Annotated in this window: 23 protein-coding genes and 1 rRNA gene; 9 read left to right on the top strand and 15 right to left on the bottom strand. The window is 38.5% G+C overall.

The window, feature by feature from the left end; genetic code table 11:
• Window positions 1-99 precede the first annotated feature (99 nt).
• The 3 genes from rpsR to rpsF are packed head-to-tail and all read right to left on the bottom strand — an operon-like array spanning window position 100 to window position 1,247.
• Window positions 100-339, bottom strand: coding sequence for a 30S ribosomal protein S18 (gene rpsR, locus DDE80_RS01400; RefSeq protein ID WP_172954456.1), 240 nt, complete (start codon window positions 337-339; stop codon window positions 100-102).
• A 28-nt stretch (window positions 340-367) separates the two neighbouring features.
• On the bottom strand, window positions 368-922 hold the full coding sequence (gene ssb, locus DDE80_RS01395) for a single-stranded DNA-binding protein (RefSeq protein WP_108305909.1): 555 nt from the start codon (window positions 920-922) through the stop codon (window positions 368-370).
• Window positions 923-956: 34 nt separating this feature from the next.
• Window positions 957-1,247, bottom strand: coding sequence for a 30S ribosomal protein S6 (gene rpsF / locus DDE80_RS01390; protein ID WP_108305908.1), 291 nt, complete (start codon window positions 1,245-1,247; stop codon window positions 957-959).
• A gap of 141 nt (window positions 1,248-1,388) precedes the next feature.
• Between rpsF and DDE80_RS01385 the strand changes: the two genes are divergently transcribed.
• On the top strand, window positions 1,389-1,946 hold the full coding sequence (locus DDE80_RS01385; protein WP_235612248.1) for a DUF3267 domain-containing protein: 558 nt from the start codon (window positions 1,389-1,391) through the stop codon (window positions 1,944-1,946).
• Window positions 1,947-1,963: 17 nt separating this feature from the next.
• Here DDE80_RS01385 and ychF read toward each other — a convergent pair whose 3' ends face one another.
• The 12 genes from ychF to rpmH all read right to left on the bottom strand — a co-directional run bounded on the left by ychF (window position 1,964) and on the right by rpmH (window position 12,483).
• Window positions 1,964-3,064 (bottom strand): redox-regulated ATPase YchF, encoded by a 1,101-nt coding sequence (gene ychF, locus DDE80_RS01380; protein WP_108305907.1) that lies wholly within the window; start codon window positions 3,062-3,064, stop codon window positions 1,964-1,966.
• Between the two features lie 62 nt (window positions 3,065-3,126).
• The gene (locus DDE80_RS01375) at window positions 3,127-3,327 is read right to left on the bottom strand and encodes a DUF951 domain-containing protein (RefSeq protein WP_108305906.1); all 201 of its coding nucleotides are present in this window, start codon (window positions 3,325-3,327) and stop codon (window positions 3,127-3,129) included.
• A complete protein-coding gene (locus DDE80_RS01370) occupies window positions 3,327-4,223 on the bottom strand; it encodes a mechanosensitive ion channel family protein (RefSeq protein WP_108305905.1) in 897 nt (298 codons plus the stop codon). The genes DDE80_RS01375 and DDE80_RS01370 overlap by 1 nt, the downstream gene beginning before the upstream one ends.
• Before the next feature lie 3 nt (window positions 4,224-4,226).
• A complete protein-coding gene (locus DDE80_RS01365) occupies window positions 4,227-5,054 on the bottom strand; it encodes a ParB/RepB/Spo0J family partition protein (protein ID WP_108305904.1) in 828 nt (275 codons plus the stop codon).
• Window positions 5,055-5,124: 70 nt separating this feature from the next.
• Window positions 5,125-5,997, bottom strand: a complete 873-nt coding sequence (gene noc / locus DDE80_RS01360; protein WP_108305903.1) for a nucleoid occlusion protein — start codon at window positions 5,995-5,997, stop codon at window positions 5,125-5,127.
• A 76-nt stretch (window positions 5,998-6,073) separates the two neighbouring features.
• On the bottom strand, window positions 6,074-6,790 hold the full coding sequence (rsmG, locus tag DDE80_RS01355) for a 16S rRNA (guanine(527)-N(7))-methyltransferase RsmG (RefSeq protein WP_108305902.1): 717 nt from the start codon (window positions 6,788-6,790) through the stop codon (window positions 6,074-6,076).
• Window positions 6,791-6,852: 62 nt separating this feature from the next.
• On the bottom strand, window positions 6,853-8,754 hold the full coding sequence (gene mnmG / locus DDE80_RS01350; RefSeq protein ID WP_108305901.1) for a tRNA uridine-5-carboxymethylaminomethyl(34) synthesis enzyme MnmG: 1,902 nt from the start codon (window positions 8,752-8,754) through the stop codon (window positions 6,853-6,855).
• A 27-nt stretch (window positions 8,755-8,781) separates the two neighbouring features.
• A complete protein-coding gene (gene mnmE, locus DDE80_RS01345; protein WP_108305900.1) occupies window positions 8,782-10,167 on the bottom strand; it encodes a tRNA uridine-5-carboxymethylaminomethyl(34) synthesis GTPase MnmE in 1,386 nt (461 codons plus the stop codon).
• Between the two features lie 151 nt (window positions 10,168-10,318).
• Complete coding sequence (jag, locus tag DDE80_RS01340) at window positions 10,319-11,005, bottom strand: RNA-binding cell elongation regulator Jag/EloR (protein ID WP_108305899.1); 687 nt, start codon at window positions 11,003-11,005, stop codon at window positions 10,319-10,321.
• Between the two features lie 26 nt (window positions 11,006-11,031).
• Window positions 11,032-11,760 (bottom strand): membrane protein insertase YidC, encoded by a 729-nt coding sequence (yidC, locus tag DDE80_RS01335; RefSeq protein ID WP_427901787.1) that lies wholly within the window; start codon window positions 11,758-11,760, stop codon window positions 11,032-11,034.
• A 149-nt stretch (window positions 11,761-11,909) separates the two neighbouring features.
• Window positions 11,910-12,266 carry a ribonuclease P protein component gene (rnpA, locus tag DDE80_RS01330; RefSeq protein ID WP_108305897.1) on the bottom strand — a complete coding sequence of 119 codons (357 nt, stop codon included), beginning with the start codon at window positions 12,264-12,266 and terminating at the stop codon, window positions 11,910-11,912.
• An 82-nt stretch (window positions 12,267-12,348) separates the two neighbouring features.
• Window positions 12,349-12,483 carry a 50S ribosomal protein L34 gene (rpmH, locus tag DDE80_RS01325; protein ID WP_036143781.1) on the bottom strand — a complete coding sequence of 45 codons (135 nt, stop codon included), beginning with the start codon at window positions 12,481-12,483 and terminating at the stop codon, window positions 12,349-12,351.
• A gap of 822 nt (window positions 12,484-13,305) precedes the next feature.
• On the opposite strand from rpmH, the gene dnaA reads away from it, so the two are divergent.
• The 8 genes from dnaA to DDE80_RS01285 form a co-directional block, all read left to right on the top strand.
• Window positions 13,306-14,640, top strand: a complete 1,335-nt coding sequence (gene dnaA / locus DDE80_RS01320) for a chromosomal replication initiator protein DnaA (RefSeq protein WP_108305896.1) — start codon at window positions 13,306-13,308, stop codon at window positions 14,638-14,640.
• A 168-nt stretch (window positions 14,641-14,808) separates the two neighbouring features.
• Window positions 14,809-15,942 carry a DNA polymerase III subunit beta gene (gene dnaN, locus DDE80_RS01315; protein ID WP_108305895.1) on the top strand — a complete coding sequence of 378 codons (1,134 nt, stop codon included), beginning with the start codon at window positions 14,809-14,811 and terminating at the stop codon, window positions 15,940-15,942.
• A gap of 117 nt (window positions 15,943-16,059) precedes the next feature.
• Window positions 16,060-16,281, top strand: coding sequence for a S4 domain-containing protein YaaA (gene yaaA, locus DDE80_RS01310; protein ID WP_108305894.1), 222 nt, complete (start codon window positions 16,060-16,062; stop codon window positions 16,279-16,281).
• Between the two features lie 3 nt (window positions 16,282-16,284).
• Complete coding sequence (gene recF, locus DDE80_RS01305) at window positions 16,285-17,415, top strand: DNA replication/repair protein RecF (RefSeq protein WP_108305893.1); 1,131 nt, start codon at window positions 16,285-16,287, stop codon at window positions 17,413-17,415.
• A 30-nt stretch (window positions 17,416-17,445) separates the two neighbouring features.
• Complete coding sequence (gene gyrB / locus DDE80_RS01300; protein WP_201261478.1) at window positions 17,446-19,353, top strand: DNA topoisomerase (ATP-hydrolyzing) subunit B; 1,908 nt, start codon at window positions 17,446-17,448, stop codon at window positions 19,351-19,353.
• Window positions 19,354-19,376: 23 nt separating this feature from the next.
• A complete protein-coding gene (gene gyrA, locus DDE80_RS01295) occupies window positions 19,377-21,833 on the top strand; it encodes a DNA gyrase subunit A (protein ID WP_201261476.1) in 2,457 nt (818 codons plus the stop codon).
• A gap of 121 nt (window positions 21,834-21,954) precedes the next feature.
• Window positions 21,955-23,058, top strand: coding sequence for an HD-GYP domain-containing protein (locus DDE80_RS01290; RefSeq protein ID WP_235612247.1), 1,104 nt, complete (start codon window positions 21,955-21,957; stop codon window positions 23,056-23,058).
• 355 nt (window positions 23,059-23,413) lie between these two features.
• Window positions 23,414-23,523 (top strand): 16S ribosomal RNA (locus DDE80_RS01285); the annotation flags it as partial.

Below are 23,523 nucleotides of genomic sequence, written 5' to 3'. Positions count from 1 at the left end.
TGAATTACAAACTTATTAGCTTATTGTACCATTTTCTGATTACAAGGAACAAAAAAGCGCTACCCGAAAGTTAAACTCTCAGATAACGCTTTAATTGAATTATTTTTCTTCTGCAACGAATGGTAGTAATGCCATAATACGAGAAACTTTAATTGCAGATGTAAGTTTACGTTGGTATTTAGCAGATGTACCTGTTACGCGACGTGGTAAAATTTTACCGCGCTCAGAGATGAACTTTTTAAGTAAGTCAACATCTTTGTAGTCGATGTGCGTAATGTTATTCGAAGTGAAGTAGCAAACCTTACGGCGTTTGCGGCCTCCGCGACGTGGTGCCATAATGTGTAGCCTCCTTTTTATTTTAAATTAATTAGAATGGTAAATCGTCATCTGTCATGTCGATTGGTCCGCCTGCATTACCACTTGGTGGCGCTGAAAACGGATCGTCATTCATATTTGTATAGTTTTGCTGATTCATGGGTTGTTGTTGATATTGGTTTTGCTGCGGACGCTGTTGCGGCGCTGCATAGCCTTGTTGCCCACCGTAATTTTGTTGTGGTGCACTTTGTTGCGGTGCACTGTATTGCCCACCACCAGTGGATGCGCCACGCGGCTCTAAAAATTGAATGCTGTCTGCTACAACTTCAGTTGTGTAAACACGTTTACCATCTTTATCATCATAGCTACCTGTTTGGATGCGACCTTGCACACCTACTTGACTACCTTTACGCATAAAGTTAGCTAAGTTTTCGGCCTGTTTGCGCCATGCCACACAGTTAATAAAGTCAGCTTCTTTTTCACCTTGTTGATTAGAAAAAGCACGATTTACAGCTACAGTAAAGCGAGCAACTGCAAGGCCCGTTTGCGTATAGCGTAATTCTGGATCTTTTGTTAATCGACCTACGAGAACAACATTATTAATCATTTAAGCAACCTCCCTTTCAGCATTGTGTTTAATCTTATTTATCGTCTTCGCGTACTGCGATGTGACGAATGATATCTTCGCTAATGTTAGCTAAACGTGTGTATTCGCTAATTGCTTCTGCAGGCGCGTTTACTTTCACGATTTGGTAGTAACCTTCACGGAAATCATTGATTTCGTAAGCTAGGCGACGTTTACCCCAGTCTTTTGACTCGATAACTTCAGCACCGTTTGTTGTTAGGATTTCGTTGAAACGCTCTACTAACGCTTTTTTCGCTTCGTCTTCAATGTTTGGACGTACGATGTACATTAATTCGTATTTTCTCATCTGTTGGACACCTCCTTATGGACTTAGGCTCAAGTAATAACCTGAGCAAGGAGCAAGTAATAATTATTACTCACATCAATGAATTGTAACACAGTGATAGTTCATGTACAAGTGTTATACTGAACACAAGGAGGTTTTTATGTGAAGTTACTCGACACAATTGAGCTTACTATTGACGACGTAATGCGTGACAGTTTACGCATTACTGGCTTAACGCTTTTAACCTTTACTGCTGCACACCTTTTCGTTAGGAGCGCGCCATTTCAATTATCTTTTTTTGCGATATTAAAAGCCATCGCGCTCATTACTGTTTTATATATAGCCCTCATTATTGCACACGAAGCTTGCCATTTGATTGGTTTCATTATTTTTGGTCGTGCACCGCTTACCTCACTTAAATTTGGTTTAAACCTTGAGCTTGGTGTAGCCTATGCTACAACTACCAAATGTTTAAATAATCGCGCAATGAAGGCGGCGCTTATGCTTCCCTTTTGGCTAACAGCTGTGCTCCCAACCCTTATTGGTTTTTATTATGATAATTACCCGTTAATTTTCGTAGGCGCGTTACTCACAGGTGGTGCAGCAGGCGATTTCGAAATGTACCGTGGCTTACGCAAATTTCCAAACCACGTGTTAGTGAAAGACGATACCGAAAAGCCTCGCTTATTTATTTACGAAAAAAGCGACGAGCCCACATGAACTCGTCGCTTTATTTTTTATACGTTAAAACGGAATAACATAACGTCGCCGTCTTGTACGATATACTCTTTACCTTCTAAACGAACTTTACCCGCTTCTTTCGCTGCTGGCATTGAGCCTGCTGCGACTAAATCATCATAGCTTACTGTTTCGGCACGAATAAAGCCGCGCTCAAAATCTGTATGGATAACGCCGGCACATTGTGGTGCTTTCATACCTTTACGGAATGTCCAAGCACGAACCTCTTGAACACCAGCTGTAAAGTAAGTTGCTAAGCCTAATAAGTCGTATGAAGAACGGATTAATTGGTCTAAACCTGATTCTTCAATGCCTAGCTCCTCTAGGAACATCGCTTTCTCGTCATCCTCAAGCTCTGAAATTTCTTCTTCAATACGAGCGCAAATTGTAATGACTTGTGCGCCTTCAGCCTCTGCATACTCACGCACTTTTTTAACATACTCATTGTTAGCTGCATCAGCTACTTCATCCTCAGCAACGTTCGCTACATAAAGCATTGGCTTAATCGTTAACAAATGTAAACCTTTTACCACTTTTAGTTCATCGTCTGTAAGCTCTACAGAACGCGCTGGTTTTTCTGCTTCTAATGCTTCTTTAATTTTGCGTAATACCGGCTCTTCTACTAATGCCTCTTTATCTTTTTGACGCGTCATTTTTTCCACACGTTGATAACGTTTTTCCACAGACTCTAAATCAGCTAAAATTAACTCCAAGTTAATAACCTCAATATCATCAATTGGATCTACCGCACCTGATACGTGTGTAATGTTTTCATCTACGAAACAACGTACGACTTGGCAAATTGCGTCCACTTCACGAATGTGTGAAAGGAATTTGTTACCAAGACCCTCACCTTTAGAAGCACCTTTTACGATACCTGCAATGTCTGTAAACTCAAATGCTGTTGGCACAGTTTTTTTAGGCTCTACTAATTCTGTTAATTTATCTAAACGTGCATCAGGTACTTCAACGATACCTACGTTCGGGTCAATCGTTGCGAATGGATAGTTTGCAGCTAATGCGCCTGCTTTTGTAATTGCGTTAAATAATGTTGATTTACCTACGTTAGGTAAACCTACAATCCCAGCTGTTAATGCCATGAAAGACACAACCTTCCTCATTTTCTAATCGGTACTATTATATTGATAACTCCACTAAAAGTCTAATCAGCTTGTGGTGCTGCCACAATAACTTTTTTCATTTTCTTGACGAAATCTCGCCGCGGAATCATTACACTATGCTGACATCCTTCACATTTAATGCGAATATCAGCACCCATCCGAATAATTTTCCAAGCATTTACGCCGCACGGATGCGGCTTTTTCATTTCCACTACATCGTGTAAGTGAAACGCTTTGTCCATTACTCTGCTCCTCCTTTTTTGCTCACTGTATTCTTATCATAAACCATCATTTTAGGATAAGGTAAATCAATATTATTTTCTTCAAACAATGTGATTAAGTCTTTGCGTATCATACGAGACACAGCATACTGTTGAAGCGGCAATGTTTCTACAGAAATACGCCAAGTCATTTCTCCTACGCCCATATTTTGTACCCCAAGTAATGTAGGTACTGTAACAATGTTGTCATTCTTTTCAGGCAAGGTCGCTAAATAAGTACGAATTAAACGCTCTGCTTTTTCGATATCTGCCGTATACCCTAACGTAAAATCAATATTTGCGATAGAGTTAGCGAGCGAGTAGTTAATAACATCTGTAATAGCACCATTAGGAATAATATGCATCTCCCCAAAATTTCCTTTTACCTTTGTCGTGCGCAAACCTATTTCCATTACGGTACCTTCACGGCCACCAACTTGGATATAATCACCCACACCAAATTGATCTTCGAAAATAATAAAGAAACCAGTAATCACATCTTTTACTAAACTTTGTGCACCAAAACCAATCGCTAAACCTGCGATACCAGCACCCGCTAATAAACCAGCAATATTAATACCTACTGCTGATAGGGAGGCCATAATTGCTGAGAAGTAAACGACATAAGCAATGATGCTTTGTAATAAACGCTCGATTGTTTTGCGTCGGCGCTCCGTATGATTACCCGGCAAGTTTGCGCGTAATCGAAAGACTTTCCGAATAATGAAGCGGCCCACTTGCACAACAATCCATGCGAGTAACACAATTAACGTAATACGAATGCTCACTTCAAATAAATGATCCCAAAAAGCCTCTGATGTTAACTTATCCATAAAGCGTCTTGAAAATTGATGCCATAACGTCTGTAAAATATTCATTATTTACTCCTCTCCTAGTAATTTATCCACAAGTTGTTGTAATTCTTCTGAGGAATAGAAATCAATTTCTACCGTGCCTTTTTTCTTGCTTCTTCTAATCGTTACTTTCGTTCCTAAGCTTTCTTGCAATATGGCTTCTACTGCTTGTAGCTCTGTTGAACGCTTAGCTTTGTTTTTGGGCGCACGTTCTTTAACGAGTTGCTCTAGCTGCCTTACATTTAATTTTTTAGCTAACGCGAGTTGCGCAAGTTGTTCAATTTGTGTTGCTGACTTTACCCCCGCTAGTGCGCGGCCATGTCCCATCGACAATTCGCCACTATCCACAAAGTTACGCACAGTCTGTGGAAGCTTTAACAAACGAAGATGATTCGCGATATGTGGTCTGCTTTTTCCTACACGTTCAGCTAATTGCTCCTGTGTAAAACCAAGATGTTGGATTAGCGCCTCATAAGCCTCCGCTTCCTCAATAGGTGTTAAATTTTCGCGTTGTAAATTTTCAAGTAGCGCTAACTCCATCATTTCTTTTTCATCGAAGTCACGCACAATTACAGGCACTTCTTGTAACCCTGCAAGTTGCGATGCTCGAAATCTACGCTCTCCTGCAACAATTTCATAATATTGCTTGTTTTTTCGCACAATAATTGGCTGTAATATGCCATGAATAGCAATTGAACGCGCTAACTCATCTAAGGCTTGCTCATCAAAATAACGACGTGGTTGAAATGGGTTAGGTTTAACTTGTCGACAGCGCACTGTCATAATTGGATCTTCTGCACGAACCGTATCTTCTTGAAAAAAAGCATTTGGTGCTTGTTTTATCGTATCACGCATTACGCTCCCCCCAATACTTGTTAGTTTAACAAAAAAATAAGGAGCACACGCAATGGTATGCCCCTCTTCACTACTTTTTCTTTTTTGGTATTTTAACAGTAATCTGATAATACTCCTCTGTATCTTCTTCTTCTGTTTTCACTTGAATACCGCTATCGCTGACCATCGTTAATGACTGTCGAATCGTGTTTAAGGCAATTCTAACATCGCGGCTTACTACTTTACGACGTGCTTTTTTCTTACGCACTGGTGCTTCTTCTTCATTAGGGTAAAGCAAGCTATGCACTTGCTCCTCTAACTGCCTTACATTCCATCCTTCAGCAATCGTTTTCTCTAATAGCTCAAGCTGAAGCGACTCTTCTTTCGCTGTAATAATAGCCCGTGCATGACGTTCAGTAATTTGGCGCTGTAAAATAGCATCCTGAACAGCTTGTGGTAGCTTCAATAATCGTAATTTATTAGCTACTGTCGATTGTCCTTTACCTAAACGCTGTGCTAACGCCTCTTGTGTCAAATCATGTAACTCTAATAATTTTTGATAAGCTACGGCTTCTTCAATAGCGGTTAGTTCTTCACGCTGTAAATTTTCAATGAGCGCTACAGAAGCTGTTTCTTTGTCATTCATTATACGTACGATTGCTGGTACTTCTTGCCATGCTAATTTTTTCATCGCACGAAATCTTCGTTCACCTGCAATAATTTCGTATTGCTCATCATTAGTACTACGCACGACAATCGGCTGTATAACACCATGCGTATGAATCGTACGTGCTAACTCGTCAATCTTTTCCTCATCAAATATTGTCCGCGGTTGGAAACGGTTTGGCACAATGTTGTCGATAGCGATATGTATAACCTTTTCCGCTTCGTTCACCGCTTCCTCTGTTTTTTGAGGCTCTTCCTTACTGCCGCCTCCGAAAAATCGTGAGAATGGACTTTTCATCCAATTGGCACCACCTTCTCTAAACTATCTCTTACTCTATTATTTCGGATAATCTCAAAAAAGTACATCGTCTCTTTTATTGAATTGGTGTTTTATTAGGTGTTCCTGGTTTACGTGGATACTTTTTCGGTGTATTTTTCACTTTATCAAATACGTATAACGTACGTTCACTTTCTTCTATAGGTAGTGTGAATTCATGGCTATCTACAAGGGTTGTCCCTAACAGTTTAATAGCCTGTGTAGCATCCTTTAGCTCCTCTTGACCTGCTGCTGCTTTTAATGCCACAAATTGTCCACCTTGTTTTACTAAAGGAACGCAGAGCTCAGATAGTACAGACAATCTCGCAACTGCACGAGCAGTAACGACATCAAATGTTTCGCGATACTTTTTATTTTGACCAAACTCTTCTGCACGAGCATGTACAAAGTTTGTATTTTGAAAACCTAATTCTTCACTTAAGTGATTTAAAAATGTAATGCGTTTATTTAAAGAATCCACAATTGTTACTTCAAGATGTGGATAACAAATTTTAATAGGCAAGCTCGGAAAACCCGCGCCTGCTCCTACATCGCAAACGGTCGTCACTTTCGTAAAATCATAGTAAAATGCTGCGCTAATTGAATCATAGAAGTGCTTTAAATAAACTTCTTTTTCTTCAGTAATTGCTGTCAAATTCATTTTTTCGTTCCACTCTACTAATAACTCGAAGTACTTTCTAAATTGAGCAATTTGCGTTGGACTTAACTCAATCCCCTTAGCACGTAAGGCTTCGATAAACTGTTGTTCGTTCATGTCACGTCTCCTTTAAAAATAGATGACGAGCAACTACTGCTAGCGCTCGCCATATTTGTGTTCTATTCTGCTTGGACTTTCGCAATTTTACCTTGTTCTAAATAGACGAGTAAAATCGAAATATCTGCAGGGTTAACGCCCGATATACGAGAAGCTTGCGCTAGTGTTAGCGGCATAACTTCTTTAAGGTGCTGGCGCGCTTCGGTTGCTAACCCTGAAATTGCATCATAATCAATGTTTTCTGGAATTTTTTTACCTTCCATTTTATGAAGTTTTTCCACTTCACCTAAAGCTTTTGTAATATAGCCTTCATATTTAAGTTGGATTTCAATTTGTTCTTTTACTTCTTCAGATAGCTCAGCATGTGCTGGCTCTGGAATTAATGACGCCACTACATCATAGTGCATTTCTGGACGTTTTAATAAATCTGATCCCCGAATACCGTCACGTAAAGCTGTGCCACCTGCTGCTTGAATTGCTGCTTGTGTTGCTTCATTTGGCTTAACAAAAACAGTGCGTAATCGCTCAATTTCTTCAGCTACTTGTTGGCGCTTAATAACAAATTTATCATAACGCTCCTGCTCAATCATGCCAATCGTATAAGCTTTTTCTAACAGACGCATATCCGCATTATCATGACGCAACAATAAACGATACTCCGCACGTGATGTTAATAAGCGATAAGGCTCACTCGTACCTTTTGTTACAAGATCATCAATTAACACGCCAATATAAGCTTCTGAACGGCTTAAAATGAGCTCCGGCTTACCGAGTAAACTAGCTGCAGCATTAATACCTGCCATTAAACCTTGTGCTGCGGCTTCTTCATAGCCAGATGTACCGTTAATTTGACCTGCTGTGTATAAGTTTTTCACTTTTTTTGTTTCTAACGTTGGCCATAGTTGTGTAGGTACAACCGCATCGTATTCAATCGCATAGCCTGCACGCATCATCTCTGCTTTTTCTAACCCTGGAACAGAGGCAATTAAACGATGTTGCACATGCTCAGGCAAGCTTGTGGATAAGCCTTGTACGTAAACTTCGCGTGTATTGCGTCCTTCTGGCTCTAAAAAGATTTGGTGACGCGGCTTGTCATTAAAACGTACAATTTTATCTTCGATGGACGGACAGTATCGTGGCCCTTTACCTTTAATCATGCCTGAATACATCGGTGATAGGTGAAGGTTTTCCTCGATAATTTCATGTGTTTCTGGACTTGTATAAGTTAGCCAGCATGGTAGCTGGTCCATAATAAATTCGGTTGTTTCATAGCTGAAAGCACGCGGTACGTCATCACCCGGTTGAATTTCTGTTTTACTATAATCAATCGTACGGTTGTTAACACGTGGTGGTGTTCCCGTTTTAAAGCGTACCATATCAAAACCTAAGTTTTTAATACTATCGGCTAATTTAATTGATGGCTGCTGATTATTCGGTCCACTTGAATATTTAATATCGCCAATAATAATTTCTCCGCGTAAAAATGTCCCAGTCGTTACGATAACTTTTTTAGCACGATAAATGGCACCAATTTGTGTAATGACACCTTGTACCTCATCATTTTCCACGATAAGTTCTTCCACCATCGCTTGATGAATTTTTAAGTTTTCTTGTTCTTCTAAAACACGCTTAATCTCTTGTTGATAAAGTACTTTGTCAGCTTGTGCACGCAATGCACGCACAGCAGGGCCTTTACCTGTATTTAACATACGCATTTGAATATGCGTACGGTCGATTACTTGCGCCATTAAGCCGCCAAGGACGTCAATTTCACGAACAACAATACCTTTCGCTGGTCCCCCAATCGATGGGTTACATGGCATAAAAGCAATCATATCTAAATTTATCGTTAACATTAGTGTTTTGGCACCCATTTTAGCTGAAGCATAAGCTGCTTCGGCTCCTGCGTGTCCTGCACCAATTACAATGACATCAAACGTGCCTGCCTCAAATTGTGTTGGCATGCTCGTATCTTCCCTTCTCTATTCGGATTATTTCCCTAAACAAAACTGTGAAAACAGTTGGTTAATTAAACTTTCTTGTACAGTGTCTCCTATAATTTCTCCAAGGATTTCCCATGTTCTCGTCACATCAATCTGCACCATATCTACTGGCACACCTGCGTGCGCCCCTTCAAGTGCGTCTTCTACCGCATCTTTTGCCTGATGCAATAGTGCAATATGACGTGCATTGGACACGTATGTTAAATCTCCGGCTTCAACATTACCTTCAAAGAAGAGCGAAGCAATTGCCTCTTCTAAATCCATAACGCCTTGTTCTTCTAAAAGTGATGTTGTCACAACACGGCGCTCACCTGCTAATGCTTGTACTTCAGCATAGTCAACTTGTTGTGGTAAATCGGTTTTATTAACAATTACAATATAATCCATTGGTTCAATCGTTTCAAATAAGCGGCGATCTTCGTCTCCTAATGGTTCAGCTCCATTAATCATAAATAATATTAAATCAGCCTCACGCAACACTTGACGTGATTTTTCAACACCAATCCGCTCTACGATATCTTCTGTATCACGAATACCTGCTGTATCTACCAAACGTAGCGGAACACCACGGACGTTAACATACTCTTCTATAATATCACGAGTCGTACCTGCGATATCAGTTACAATGGCTTTATTTTCTTGTACTAAGCTATTTAAAAGTGACGATTTACCAACATTCGGGCGACCAATAATTACGGTTGATAGCCCTTCACGCAAAATTTTACCTTGCGATGAAGTTTGCAGTAGTTGATCAATCTCCGTGCGTACAAATTCGCATTTTTCTACTAACATAGGAATTGTCATTTCTTCTACGTCATCATACTCAGGGTAATCAATATTAACTTCTACTTGCGCAAGTATTTCTAGCAATGCTTGGCGTAGTTGCCCAATCAAACGTGATAATTTACCGTCCATTTGATTTAAAGCTACGTTCATCGCGCGGTCTGTTTTCGCACGAATTAAATCCATCACTGCCTCAGCCTGCGATAAATCGATACGACCATTTAAAAATGCACGCTTAGTAAACTCACCAGGCTCTGCTAAACGAGCACCATTTGTTAAGGCAAGCTTTAGAACGCGATTAACTGAAGTTAAACCTCCGTGACAGTTAATTTCTACTACATCTTCTCGTGTAAACGTTCGAGGTGCACGCATTAAAGATAACATTACTTCTTCAACTACTTCTTTGCTCTTTGGATCAATTAAATGACCGTAGTGTATCGTATGTGATGCATGATGTTGTAATGATTTATTAGCGGGAGATTTAAAGATGCGATCTGCGATTTCCACAGCCTTATCCCCACTTAAACGCACAATCGCGATTGCTCCTTCACCCATCGGTGTAGAAATCGCTGCAATTGTATCAAAATACATGTATTGTCCTCCTCATTTAAGTTATCCACACTGTGTATAACTAATGCCGTTCTTTCTTCCTAGCTACTTAGATTAGCACAAATTATCATAAAGCTAAAGCTAAGCAAACATAAAAAATGCCGACAATCCAAATCCATTGTCGGCATTTCCATTACAATTTTTTTACGGCCAAATAACGTCGTGGCTCTTTCCCTTCAGAATACGTTTCTACATCTAAGCGGTGGGCTAATGCATTATGCAAAATTTTTCTTTCCATCGCAGGCATCGGCTCAAACTTATGGGTGGCACCTGTGTCTGCCACACGGTCTGCTACGCGGTGAGCTAATTGTTCTAATGCTTCCTTACGCTTCGCGCGATAATTGCCTACATCTACTAGCGCTGTTTTATATTGCTTCACTTCTTGATTCAGCATAAGTTGCGCTAATTCTTGGATAGCATTTAAAGTTTGTCCTCGCTTGCCTATAATTAATGCAGCTTTTGCACTTTCCACTTGAAAATGAATACGTTTTCCCTGCTCCCTCACCTCTACCGTCGTATCTTCAGCTCCCATTGCTTGTGCAATATGTTGAATATATTGACCAGTAGCTAATAATGGGTCTACTGTTTGACTAGGCGTTTCTACTGGTGGTGCAGATTGAGGTTCTACATGTTTCTCTTCTGATGGTTGTTCAATTAATGTCACACGTATTTCTGCGGGACGCGTACCAAAACCTAAAAAGCCTTTTCTACCTTCTTGCAAAATTTCAAGATTTACTCGTTCACGGGCAACGCCAAGCTTTTGTAACGCTAATGAGATCGCTTCTTCTGTCGTAGCGCCTATTTGCGTAATCTGTTTCACTTATTTCGCTCCTCCTGTAGTACAAGTTACTTGTCTTCTTTTCTCCAAGGCTTGTAAATAAATAAGTTTTGCACAAATGTGAATAAGTTACCAATAACCCAATATAGTGAAAGGGCTGCTGGTAATACCATACCAAAACCGATAATCATTAATGGCATAATATATAACATCATTTTCATTTGTGGATTTGAATTGTTCATAGCTGGACCTGTAAATAATACGATGTACTGAATTAAACCAGCTGTAATCGCTAAAATTATACTAGGTTCTGCTAGTGGGAACATAAAGAAACTACCTAACTCAAAGGCATCTGGTGTGGCATTCATACGACTAATCGCATGATAGAAACCAATTAAAATTGGCATTTGTACTAAAATTGGTAAACAACCTGCTAATGGGTTTACGCCTGACTCCGACATCAGCTTCATCATCTCTTGTTGATACTTTTGCTGCGTCTCTTGGTCTTTAGAAGCGTATTTTTTCTTTAACTCTTCCATTTTTGGCTGTATTTCTTGCATTTGTTTCGCGCTCTTCGTTTGCTTAATCATGAGAGGTAAAATTGCTAAACGAATAATAATCGTTACAATAATAATCCCCCAAGCATAAGAGCCAAGTAAATCAGCAAAGTATTTAATTACTGAAACGAGTGGCCAAACAATAAACTCATTCCAAAATCCTTTGCTATCTGCTGAGATAGGTTCTTTGAACTCGGTACAACCAGAAAGTACAACTGTTGCAGCAACCAAAGTCAGCATTATCCAAAGTCGTTTTTTCAAACCGCTTCCTCCTACTTGAATCAATTACTTCATATTGTTCGAGGTTATTCTATCATGTTTTGTAGCTTTTACTCTACTAACAATACAAATTTACTCGTTAACTAGCGTTTATACTAAAACGTCACAACTTACTCCTCCTGTTTGGTGGGCTTAATAGCTTTTGCAACACGGAGTACGTGCGTTAAACTTTTCTTTACTTCATGAAAATTCATTGTGGACGCTGGATTTCTAGCGATAATAACATAGTCCGTATGCGGTTTTATCTCATCATTCATTTCTAAGATACTTTGACGAATATAGCGTTTAATCTGATTACGTTTTACAGCATTGCCTAATTTTTTGCTAACAGATAATCCTACACGGTATGTCTCAGTATCTGCATTGGGCAAAAGGTAGACGACAAATTGCCGATTCGCAAAAGATTTCCCTCGTTTAAAAATTTTTTGAAAATCTGTATTTTTTTTAATGCGTTGACGCTTATTCATTATTTCACCTACTTAAACAATTAAAAGACCCGATCAGCTTGCTAATTTTCGAAAAAAAAGACCACTGATTGGGTCAGTGGACTTATGCTGATAATACTTTTCTTCCTTTACGACGACGAGCAGCTAGTACGCGACGACCGTTTTTAGAGCTCATACGTGCGCGGAAACCGTGAACGCGGCTGTGCTTACGTGTTTTTGGTTGGTAAGTACGTTTCATTTATATACACCTCCAAATGAAGTTATTTTTCTACATACAGACCTATGCATTATATATAATTATACGGTATTTTGTCAAATTTTTTTAGCATTACATATTTGACTCGTTATTTCTTTATTCGTAATGTGTGTGCCCACTATATAAGGATAGGCTTTTTTCATCCCTATCACTTAACACCCTTCTAGATGATTTATAATCGGAGATCTGTAGTGAAGTATGTTCATAAAGCGCTAATCGATTAGAAGGTATCCTGACATTTTTCGCAGATGAGGGGTCTCCTCTTTTAAAAGTTGAATACCTTGGCTCATCAATGAAATTGTAGTGCGTACGCCACACCACAAATTACTTCCTCCAATTTTCCTCATCTCTTTACTCTACACTAAGATGGTAAAAATTAATTTTTAACGCTCCCTCCATACAGCCCAAATTACCATTTTTCTATGGTAAAATTAACTTTCTACGCTGTTTTTAAGTTATCCCCATTTTTTATACTTTTCTGTTCTTAACTTTGTGAATATTTTTCTTCAGCAAAATAACTCATTCACGACTTATTTACAGCTTATTCACATATCAATAGGCTGTTGATAACTTTAATACCACCTTGAATAAGCTTGTGGATAACCCTTTTAAACCTTGTTATATCAATATTCTTCTGCTATACTTCTATTATTGCCATTTTGGCTTATTTTATTTATCCACAACTGTACACAACCTGTGGATAACGTTGTTCAGTTGTTTGGGATAATAGTTATCCACAGGTTGTGATTTCTGTGTATAGCTTTAAATTTAGGATGATTTTTTAAAGAAAGGAGTCATTGAAATTTGGATAATATTGAATTATTTTGGGCAAGTGTATTAACTGAAATTGAACAAAAAATTGCCAAGCCTAGTTTCGAAGCGTGGCTAAAATCAACGAAGGCCATTCATTTTGAAGGAAGCACAATTGTAGTAGCTGTACCTAACGAATTTGTCTGTACATGGTTAAAACGCAACTATACCGTCCTTATTGAAGGCGTATTAAAGCAACTTACTAATCAAAATATGGCTGTTCAATTTATTATTAAAGAGGAAGATGATGTCGTAAATTTACCTCCTATTAAAACACAGCCCCCACCCAATACAACTATTGATGTAAGCGGGATGTTAAATCCTAAATATACATTTGAAACCTTTGTAATTGGCTCTGGTAATCGCTTCGCACATGCTGCTTCACTTGCTGTAGCTGAAGCCCCTGCAAAAGCTTATAATCCTTTCTTTATTTATGGTGGTGTTGGCTTAGGAAAGACACATTTGATGCATGCTATTGGTCATTATGTAATTGAGCACAATCCAGCAGCAAAAGTTGTGTATTTATCTTCTGAAAAATTTACAAATGAGTTTATTTATTCAATTAGAGATAATAAAACGATAGATTTTAGAGATAAGTATCGTAATGTGGATGTGTTATTAATCGATGATATTCAATTTCTAGCGGGAAAAGAGTCAACACAAGAGGAGTTTTTCCATACATTTAATGCTCTGCATGAGGAAGCGAAACAAATTATTATATCGAGTGATCGTCCTCCTAAAGAAATTCCTACATTAGAAGATCGTTTACGCTCTCGATTTGAATGGGGTTTAATTACAGATATTGCACCACCAGATTTAGAAACACGTATTGCCATTTTAAGCAAAAAAGCAAAAGCTGATGGCTTATCAATTCCTGAAGATGTTATGGTGTATATCGCTAATGAAATTGATTCCAATATTCGAGAGTTAGAAGGTGCACTAATTCGTGTAGTTGCTTATGCATCTTTAGCAGATCTCGATATTTCACTAGAAGTAGCAAGCAAAGCATTAAAAGATATTATGCCTACTGGTAAGCAACGTGTAGTAACAATTTTAGATATAAAAAATGTAGTAGGCGACTATTATAATATTCAATTAGAAGATTTCTCCGCTAAAAAACGAACACAGTCTATCGCTTATCCTCGACAAATTGCTATGTATTTGTCACGGGAACTAACTGATTTTTCGTTGCCTAAAATCGGCAATGAGTTTGGTGGTCGAGACCATACGACTGTACTGCATGCACATGAGAAAATCTCGAATTTAGTAAAAGTAGATAAGCAACTCCAACAAGAAATACAGCAAATCAAAACATCTCTCGGAAAATAAGGTGTGCATAACTTTATACTTTCCACACAATGTTATTAACATGTTATTAACACCAGTAATATTGATATGGCGCTGTTAAACTATAGTTATCCACAAATCCACAGCCCTTATTATTAATACTACTTAATTATTAACTATATATATTAAGATAAGTGAGGTATAACACAAATGAGATTTACAATTTTGAAAGATCATTTAACGAACGCTTTAAACGATATTTTGAAAGCAATTAATACTAAAACAACGATGCCTATATTAACGGGGGTTAAAATTGAAGTTTCCAATGAGGGCGTGCGTTTAACTGGTAGTGATAGTGAAGTAACGATACAAACTTTTATCCCTACAGAAATTGATGCTACAGAGATTGTAGAAATTGAACAAACAGGTGCTGTTGTTTTACAGGCACGCATGTTAAATGAGATTGTTCGTAAGTTACCAACAAACAAAGTGGAAATTGAATTAGCAAATGGTGTTCAAACGTATATTCGTTCAGGTAAATCTGTTTTCCATTTAATTGCTACAGATGCAGCGGAGTATCCTTTATTGCCTGAACTTAGTCAAGACAACCAATTTTCTATCCCGGCTAATATTTTAAAAGCTATTATTCGTAAAACAGTATTTGCCGTTGCGCTGACAGAAAGTCGTCCAGTTTTAACAGGTGTAAACTGGGACATCGAAGGTAATGATTTAACTTGTATCGCTACAGATAGTCACCGCTTAGCACGTTACAAAACAAAGTTAGAACAACAAATGGGTTCGTATAATGTTGTTATCCCTGGTAAAAGTTTAACTGAGCTATCAAAGATTATTGCTGATACAGCAGAGCCTGTACAAATTATCATTACCCAGCAACAAGTACTATTTAAAACAAATCATATGTTATTTTTCTCTCGTTTATTAGAGGGAAATTATCCAGATACATCACGCCTAATTCCTACAGACTTCCAAACAAATATGGTGTTAAATGGCCGTGAGTTATTCCAAGCGATTGATCGTGCATCATTATTAGCTCGCACAAATAGCAATAATGTTGTGCGTTTAACTACTGTGGATAACCGCGCGGTAGAAATTTCTTCAAATTCACCTGAAATTGGTCAAGTACAAGAAGAAATTTCGCTGCAATCATTAGAGGGTGATGCCCTAAAAATTTCGTTTAGTGCCAAGTATATGATGGAGGCATTAAAAGCCATTGATGATGAAGAAATGTTAATTCAATTTACAGGAGCAATGCGACCATTTATTTTACGTCCAGCTGCTGATGATACAAATCTTCAACTTATTTTACCGGTACGTACAAGCTAATAGCTTGCTAAGAAAAAGCGTTCTCTTTCAGAGGGCGCTTTTTTTGTGAAAATGTTATAATAGACGTAACAATGGTATGATAAGAAAATACGATTTTATTAAGTTGGAGGCGTGAACGTGGAAGAAATAATGATTGATAGTGAATTTATAACGCTAGGACAGCTATTAAAAATGACAGATGCTATTAGTTCCGGTGGTATGGCAAAGTGGTTTCTACAAGAGCATGAAGTGTTTGTAAATGGTGAGTTAGAGGATCGCCGAGGACGTAAGCTTCGTGCAGGAGATGCGATTATGATTCCAGGGTCGGGTCGTTTTAAGATAAGTCAGCGCGAGGCTTGATATATGCATATTGAAAATATTACACTGCATCAGTACCGCAATTATAAAGATTTAGCATTAACTTTTTCGCCTAAGATTAATGTATTTATTGGAGAAAATGCACAAGGAAAAACGAATGTGATGGAAGCGATTTATGCACTTGCAATGACAAAGTCTCACAGAACGAGCAATGATAAAGAATTAATCGCCTGGAATGAAGAGTATGCACGTGTAGAGGGTACAATTAGTCGCAAATACGGAAGCTTTCCATTGCAACTTGTTATTACTAAGCAAGGCAAGAAGACAAAAGTAAATCACTTACTACAAAGTAAATTAAGCGAATATATCGGTCAATTTAATGTCGTAATGTTTGCGCCAGAAGATTTAAATGTAGTGAAGGGATCGCCTCAGTTTCGTCGCCGTTTTATCGACATTGAAATTGGTCAAATTTCCTCTACATATTTACATGAACTTATGCAATTTACTAAAATCTTAAAACAGCGTAATCAATTTTTAAAAAATGCAAAATATAAAAAAACAGATCCTGTCTTATTAGAGGTGTATACGACACAGTACGTCTTATCTGCAGCGGAAATTATTCACCGTAGGTTTTTATTTATGACGCTGTTACAAAAATGGGCAGCGCGCATTCATACTAGCATTTCACGAGGGAAGGAATCCCTAGTGATTAAATATAAGTCAGAAAAAGAGATAACAGCTCAGTCTACTGTCGAGGAGATTGCAGCTGTTTTAACAACACGTTTGAAAGAAGTCGAACAACGTGAGTTAGAACGCGGGGTAACATTAATAGGGCCACATCGAGATGATCTACAATTTTTAGTGAATGATTATGATGTGCAAGTGTATGGTTCTCAAGGACAGCAACGTACAACGGCTTTATCTTTAAAATTAGCAGAGATTGAATTAATTAAAGAGCAAACACAGGAGGCGCCCGTATTACTTTTAGATGATGTACTTTCCGAGCTCGATGATTATCGTCAGTCTCACTTGTTAAATACTATTAAAGGTGAAGTACAAACATTCGTTACAACAACGAGTGTAGAAGGTATTGAACATGCAACTATTAAAGAAGCAAAGATGTTTCATGTGGAACAAGGCACAGTAACAGAAGATATTAGTTTGAAAGAGGAGTAGGTGAACACGTTGGCTAATGAAGACAAAATAATGCCTGTTGAGGCATATGATGCCGAGCAGATTCAAGTGTTAGAAGGCCTAGAGGCGGTTCGTAAACGTCCAGGTATGTATATCGGTTCAACCAGTTCAAAAGGGTTGCATCATTTAGTTTGGGAAATTGTGGATAATAGTATTGACGAAGCATTAGCAGGTCATTGTAACAATATTGTTGTGACAATCGAGAAGGATAACTGGATTCGTGTAGAAGATGACGGACGCGGTATTCCAGTAAGCAATCAAGAGAAAATGGGGAAGCCAGCAGTTGAAGTTATTATGACGGTGCTGCATGCGGGCGGCAAATTTGGCGGAGGCGGCTATAAAGTATCTGGCGGTTTGCACGGTGTAGGTGCATCTGTCGTTAATGCCTTGTCTGAAAAAACAATTGTCCATGTAAAGCGTGAAGGTCACATTCATGAGATTATTTTCTCTAAAGGTGAAACAATTCAGCCTCTACATGTCATCGGTACAACAGAAGAAACAGGTACAACGGTACGTTTTAAAGCGGACCCGACTATTTTTACAGAAACGACGGAGTATGAATTTGCGGTACTCGCACAACGTGTTCGTGAATTAGCGTACTTAAATCGCGGTATTTATTTAACAATCGCTGATGAGCGAGAAGGTATGGAGCAGTCAGTTACGTATCACTATGAAGGTGGGATTACTTCCTATGTTGAGCATTTAAACGAAGAAAAAGACCCACTGCATGAGCCAATAGATATTTATAATGACCGTGATGGTATTACAGTAGAAATCGCTATGCAATACAATGCAGGTTATGCTTCTACTATTATTTCATTTGCTAATAATATTAATACGTATGAAGGTGGTACACATGAGTCTGGTTTTAAAACAGCTCTTACACGCGTAATTAATGACTATGGTCGTAAAAATAATATTTTAAAAGAAGCAGATGCTAATTTAACAGGTGATGATGTACGTGAAGGTTTAGTAGCAATCGTATCAATTAAGCACCCAGATCCACAATTTGAAGGACAAACGAAAACAAAACTTGGTAACTCAGAGGTAACGCAAATTACTAGTTCATTATTCTCTGCAGGCTTTGAGCGCTTTATGCTTGAAAACCCTCGTGTGGCTCGTCAAATTGTAGACAAAGGGATTTTAGCATCACGAGCTCGTGTGGCAGCTAAAAAAGCACGTGAAACAACACGTCGTAAATCACCACTTGAAGTATCAAGCTTACCTGGTAAATTAGCAGACTGCTCGTCAGTAAAACCGAGCGAATCTGAAATTTACATCGTAGAGGGTGACTCGGCTGGTGGTTCAGCTAAATCAGGCCGTGACCGTTATTTCCAAGCGATTTTACCATTACGTGGTAAAATATTAAACGTTGAAAAAGCGCGTTTAGATCGTATTTTATCTAATGCTGAAATCCGTGCAATGATTACTGCATTTGGTACAGGTATTGGAGAAGATTTCAATTTAGAAAAAGCGCGTTATCATAAAATTGTAATAATGACCGATGCGGACGTCGATGGTGCACATATTCGTACACTATTATTAACGTTCTTATTCCGCTTTATGCGACCTTTAATTGAAGCAGGCTATGTTTATATTGCACAGCCACCACTTTACCAAGTCAAACAAGGTAAACATATTGAGTACTGTCATACAGATGAAGAGTTACAAGAAATTTTAGAGCGTCTGCCTAAAATTCCAAAGCCAAACATTTCTCGCTATAAAGGTCTTGGTGAAATGAACGCTGAGCAACTATGGGAAACTACGATGGACCCTGAGCACCGTACATTGCTACAAGTTAATTTAGATGATGCTGAAGCAGCTGACAGTGCATTTGATCGTTTAATGGGTGAAGAAGTAGAACCGCGTCGCCAATTCATTGAAGAAAACGCAATTTACGTGAAAAACCTAGACTTCTAAGGTGAGAGGAGGTAACAATGTCAATGGAAAGACAAAGTATAAAAGGAATTAATATTACAGAAGAAATCGAAGACTCGTTTTTAAGCTATGCGATGAGTGTTATCGTCTCTCGTGCGTTACCGGATGTACGTGATGGTTTAAAACCCGTACATCGCCGTATTTTATATGGCATGAATGAATTAGGTAATACATCAGATAAACCACACAAAAAATCAGCGCGTATCGTTGGTGACGTAATGGGTAAGTTTCACCCTCACGGTGACTCTTCAATTTACGATGCGATGGTACGGATGGCGCAAGACTTCAGTTACCGTTATATGTTAGTTGATGGACATGGTAACTTTGGTTCGGTCGATGGTGATGGCGCGGCAGCTATGCGTTATACAGAATCTCGTATGTCTAAAATCGCGATGGAAATGCTACGTGACATTAATAAAGACACGATTACGTATCAACCTAACTATGATGGTTTAGAAAAAGAGCCAACGGTATTACCTAGTCGCTACCCTAATCTTTTAGTGAATGGGGCAGCAGGTATCGCAGTAGGTATGGCAACAAATATTCCACCTCATAACTTAGGCGAAACAATTGATGCAGTGCTAGCATTAGCAGATAACCCAGCAATCACAACAGAAGAGCTAATGACAATCATTCCAGGACCTGACTTTCCAACAGGCGGCTTAATTATGGGACGCAGTGGTATTCGCCGCGCGTACGAAACAGGACGTGGCTCGATTATTATTCGAGCTAAAGTAGAGATTGAACAAACTTCGAATGGTCGTGAAACAATCGTTGTTTCCGAGTTACCCTACCAAGTAAATAAAGCGAAGCTGATTGAAAAAATTGCTGAGCTTGTACGTGAAAAGAAAATTGATGGTATTACAAAGCTTCAAGATGAGTCTGACCGTCGTGGTATGCGAATTATTATGGATATCCGTCGTGATGCTAATGCCAATGTAGTATTAAACAACCTATACAAACAAACGGCTATGCAATCAAGTTTCGGTGTTAATATGTTAGCTTTAGTAGACGGCCGACCTAAAGTGTTAGCTTTAAAAGAAGCGCTTTATCACTATTTAGAGCACCAAAAGGTAGTTATTCGTCGTCGTACTGAGTTTGAACTAAAAAAAGCACAAGACCGCGCTCATATTTTAGAAGGCTTACGTATTGCGCTTGATCATATCGATGAAATTATTACCATTATTCGTGGTTCTCGCAACGGTGAAGAAGCTAAACCTAAACTAATCGAAGCTTATGGTTTAAGCGAACGCCAAGCACAAGCTATTTTAGATATGCGTTTAGTGCGTCTAAGTGGTTTAGAACGTGAAAAAATTGAAAATGAATACAATGAATTACAACAGCTCATTGCAGAGCTCAAAGCTGTATTGGCTGATGAACATAAAATCTTAGCGATTATTCGTGAGGAGATAACAGAAATTAAAGAGCGCTATGGTGATGCACGCCGTTCTGAAATAATGGCGGGTGGCGCAGCATTTATTGAAGACGAAGATTTAATTCCACAAGAAGACTCTGTTATAACCTTTACGAATAAAGGTTATATTAAACGTTTAGCTACTAACACCTACCGTAGTCAAAAACGTGGTGGACGTGGTGTGCAAGGCATGGGCACAAATGAAGATGACTTTGTAGAGCATTTATTATTTGCTTCTACGCATGATACTATTTTGTTCTTTACGACAAAAGGTAAGGTATTTAGAGCCAAGGGCTATGAGATTCCTGAGTACAGTCGTACAGCTAAGGGGTTACCAATTGTTAACTTACTAAACCTTGAAAAAGAAGAAAGTGTCACAGCGATGATTCGTGTGCCTTCATTTGATGAGGATGCTTACTTTATCTTCACAACAAAAACAGGTGTAACGAAACGTACAGCTGTTTCAAACTTTGCTAATATCCGTACAAATGGCCTTATTGCAATTACGCTTCGTGAAGAAGATGAACTTATTGCAGTACGTTTAACAGATGGTGCGAAACATATTATTATCGGGACACACCAAGGTATGTTAATTCGCTTTGAAGAAACCGACATTCGAGCAATGGGTAGAACGGCAGCAGGTGTACGCGGTATTCGCTTACGTGACGAAGATTACGTAGTAGGTATGGAAATTATCGAAGAAGACCAGGATATTTTAGTTGTAAGTGAAAATGGTTATGGTAAACGTACGAAGCAATCGGAATACCGTCTGCAATCGCGTGGCGGTGTCGGTATTAAAACGATGCAAGTAACTGAAAAAACAGGCAATGTCGTAGCGGTTAAAACAGTGACTGGCGAAGAAGACGTAATGTTGATTACAGTTGAAGGCATGCTCATTCGTATGGATGTGGATGATATTTCTCAAATCGGACGTAATACACAAGGTGTGCGTTTAATTCGTTTATCTGACGAAGAGTATGTAGCAACAGTTGCTAAAGTAAAAAAAGATGACGATGAAGAAATTGAGGAAGATGAAGTAGAGCAATAATGAAGCTTCATGAAAAGCTACTGCCCTTTTTAAAAAAGGGCAGTGGCTTTTTCTATGCAGATAGGCAATTTTTTTTAGCAACGTGGTAAACTAATAGAAAAACCTAGGAAGGTGAATGAATGTGGAAACTGAATTAGCATTGACACATGTGCCGATTAATCAACTACGTGTAGGTGAAATAATTGCAGAAGATATTTTAGTAAATACAAAATATCCTGTCGTAGCTGAAAATACTAAACTAACATATGAGCACTTACATATTTTTGATGTTTTTAATATTACGCAAGTACCTGTTCTACGCTCAAGTGACGAAGAAGTAGCCTCTCTCCCTGTTGCCGAAAGTAATGAGCAACGTGAAGTAGCTGCTCCTAAAACAGAAGTTGTATTTAAGCGTGTATATTTAGAAAGTGTTGCACAATTTAAAAAGGAATTTCAAGCATGGGAAGCAGGAGCTAAAGTAGATATTACAAAGCTACGCGGCATCTTACTACCTATTATTGAAATGGCACTGAATGACCGTACGATTATTTTAGATTTAAATGAATATTCTGATCCTAATAAATACTTATATCATCATTGTATCGCTACGGGCCTAATTACAGGAGTGATTGCACAAAAGCTAGGTTATGATCGTGGAGTTACTATTCAATTAGCACTAGGTGGCGCATTAGCTGACTCTGGGATGGCTAAAATATCACCGTCCATAAGAGATAAAAAGGGTGCTTTAACAGAAATGGAATTTAATGAAATTCGCAAGCATCCGATTTATAGTTATCAAATGATTAAAGATATCCCTGTGCTAAAGCAAGCGGTAAAGGCAGCTGTGTTTCAGCATCATGAGCGTTTAGATGGAAGTGGTTATCCTACAGGAGAGAAAGTGGATAAAATAACAATGGAAGCACAAATTATAGCAGTAGCAGATGTTTTCCATGCTATGATTTGTGAACGAGCGTATCGTGCTAAAGAACCTTCTTTTAAAGTGCTAGAAAAAATTAAAGAAGAAGAGTTTGGTAAGTTCAACTTACGCGTAACAGATGCGCTATTATCTGTTGTTTCCGATTTATCGATTGGAAGTCGTGTATTATTATCTAATTTGGAGCATGGTGAAGTACTTTATATGAATTCTAATGCACCTACTAGACCTTTAATAAAATTAAGCCGAACAGGCGAGATGTTAGATTTACAAAACTTCAGGCATATTCATATCCAACATATTTTAAGATAAATCACTCTCTACTATAAAGAAGAAGACACGTATTTAACGGTCCCTATAGTGCATGCTGTAGGGGCTGTTTATAAGTATTTAAATTAATATCGTAAAAGTGTTGACATTAAAATGATATACTGATATTCTTATGTAAGTCGCAAATGACATAACAACTTCAAAAAAACATTTTAAAAAAAGATGTTGACAAACAACTTAACAAAATGTTATGATATAAAAGTTGCTGAAACAAGCGACGCAAACATGAACCTTGAAAACTGAACAAGCAAAACGTTAATCAATAAATCGTTTCATTAAATTGAAACAAAATTTTGGACATCAAAATTGATGCCAGCAACATGAGCTTAATCGCTCTCTTATGGAGAGTTTGATCCTGGCTCAGGACGAACGCTGGCGGCGTGCCTAATACATGCAAGTCGAGCGAATGAAAGAGAAGCTTGCTTCTCTGGATTTAGCGGCGGACGG

Source organism: Metalysinibacillus jejuensis, from assembly GCF_003057615.1.
Lineage (GTDB): Bacteria > Bacillota > Bacilli > Bacillales_A > Planococcaceae > Metalysinibacillus > Metalysinibacillus jejuensis.
The sequence above is the reverse complement of the archived record's forward strand: the minus strand, read 5'-3'. Positions and strand labels throughout refer to the sequence as shown.

Bases quoted from the DNA above. Each gene is read 5' to 3' on its own strand.
- ssb (WP_108305909.1), bottom strand. From the start codon at position 922: ATGATTAATAATGTTGTTCTCGTAGGTCGATTAACAAAAGATCCAGAA.
- rpsF (WP_108305908.1), bottom strand. From the start codon at position 1,247: ATGAGAAAATACGAATTAATGTACATCGTACGTCCAAACATTGAAGAC.
- ychF (WP_108305907.1), bottom strand. From the start codon at position 3,064: ATGGCATTAACAGCTGGGATTGTAGGTTTACCTAACGTAGGTAAATCA.
- DDE80_RS01375 (WP_108305906.1), bottom strand. From the start codon at position 3,327: ATGGACAAAGCGTTTCACTTACACGATGTAGTGGAAATGAAAAAGCCG.
- DDE80_RS01370 (WP_108305905.1), bottom strand. From the start codon at position 4,223: ATGAATATTTTACAGACGTTATGGCATCAATTTTCAAGACGCTTTATG.
- DDE80_RS01365 (WP_108305904.1), bottom strand. From the start codon at position 5,054: ATGCGTGATACGATAAAACAAGCACCAAATGCTTTTTTTCAAGAAGAT.
- noc (WP_108305903.1), bottom strand. From the start codon at position 5,997: ATGAAAAGTCCATTCTCACGATTTTTCGGAGGCGGCAGTAAGGAAGAG.
- rsmG (WP_108305902.1), bottom strand. From the start codon at position 6,790: ATGAACGAACAACAGTTTATCGAAGCCTTACGTGCTAAGGGGATTGAG.
- mnmG (WP_108305901.1), bottom strand. From the start codon at position 8,754: ATGCCAACACAATTTGAGGCAGGCACGTTTGATGTCATTGTAATTGGT.
- mnmE (WP_108305900.1), bottom strand. From the start codon at position 10,167: ATGTATTTTGATACAATTGCAGCGATTTCTACACCGATGGGTGAAGGA.
- yidC (WP_427901787.1), bottom strand. From the start codon at position 11,760: ATGCTGACTTTGGTTGCTGCAACAGTTGTACTTTCTGGTTGTACCGAG.
- rnpA (WP_108305897.1), bottom strand. From the start codon at position 12,266: ATGAATAAGCGTCAACGCATTAAAAAAAATACAGATTTTCAAAAAATT.
- rpmH (WP_036143781.1), bottom strand. From the start codon at position 12,483: ATGAAACGTACTTACCAACCAAAAACACGTAAGCACAGCCGCGTTCAC.
- dnaN (WP_108305895.1), top strand. From the start codon at position 14,809: ATGAGATTTACAATTTTGAAAGATCATTTAACGAACGCTTTAAACGAT.
- recF (WP_108305893.1), top strand. From the start codon at position 16,285: ATGCATATTGAAAATATTACACTGCATCAGTACCGCAATTATAAAGAT.
- gyrB (WP_201261478.1), top strand. From the start codon at position 17,446: ATGCCTGTTGAGGCATATGATGCCGAGCAGATTCAAGTGTTAGAAGGC.
- gyrA (WP_201261476.1), top strand. From the start codon at position 19,377: ATGGAAAGACAAAGTATAAAAGGAATTAATATTACAGAAGAAATCGAA.